The sequence below is a fragment of the Halopseudomonas sp. genome (assembly GCF_036961105.1).
In the GTDB taxonomy this organism is placed as follows: domain Bacteria; phylum Pseudomonadota; class Gammaproteobacteria; order Pseudomonadales; family Pseudomonadaceae; genus Halopseudomonas.
Genome location: NZ_JBALWW010000048.1, coordinates 1 through 923, shown reverse-complemented (window position 1 = coordinate 923; position 923 = coordinate 1). Strand labels below are relative to the sequence as shown.

1 tRNA gene and 1 pseudogene are annotated in these 923 nt (G+C 47.5%); one reads left to right on the top strand and one right to left on the bottom strand.

Going from position 1 to position 923, the window contains the following annotated elements:
• Positions 1 to 394 precede the first annotated feature (394 nt).
• Positions 395 to 482, top strand: a tRNA-Ser gene (locus V7756_RS18890).
• Positions 483 to 642: 160 nt separating this feature from the next.
• On the opposite strand, the pseudogene V7756_RS18885 reads toward V7756_RS18890, so the two are convergent.
• A pseudogene (locus V7756_RS18885) lies at positions 643 to 923 on the bottom strand (P27 family phage terminase small subunit); the annotation flags it as partial.

Genomic DNA, 923 nt, shown 5'->3' with positions numbered 1-923 from the left:
CCTACTTCTGCTCGTGCCAGCAATGACCCAAGAAATAAACCGAAGCCTATAGGTAAAGTATCTATTGTTAGCGATACACGCACACAAGCACCGTCACAACCGCTAAACACATCGATGCCATCACCAGTTGCTGTAGAACCGTCTCAGCACACTCGTCCCAGCAACGACCCTCGGCAACAACGCAAGACTTAAACACGATGAGAAAACAACAGAATCAGTGATTAAATAGAATAAAAAAGTAACGTGATAATACATAGCAAGCAGGAGGTAAATTCGTTGGGTTTCGCCCTTGTGTGCAAATGAAACCTAGGTATAATCTGCCGCACTTTTTGAGGGCTTCCCTCAAGGTGAACCCCAGTAAATCCTGACACTGGGGCCACCCAAAAAGACTTCAGGAGGGATGGCTGAGTGGTCGAAAGCACCGGTCTTGAAAACCGGCGTGTCGAGAGGCACCCAGGGTTCGAATCCCTGTCCCTCCGCCATTAAGTCCCTATTTATAAGGGATGTCAGCATAAATGGATAAATACCTGCCATTTACCTGCCACTGAAATAAGGGCTTACAGCAATGTAGGCCCTTTTTTTATACCTCAAAAAATCTATTGGGCAACTAGCTGGGCAACATTCTAGCCCTATAAGCCTGGCTCAAAAATCATCCCAGGGATTATTGTCTTTTTCACCCTCGCCAGCCGATACTTTACTGCGACTGCTTGGGGTCATACCGAACTCGACTAGGTACAAACGCATTTGAGTGATATGGGCCACACTGACAGGTTCGCCAGTTTGAACACCTTCGACGTATTCGCCCCACATATTGCACAGCGTAGACAAGCCAATATAGTCGAACCCAGTGACAACACCTGTTTTCGTCATCTCATCAACCAGCCTGCCCCACTCCTTTTTGCCTTCAGGGTGAACCCATACAG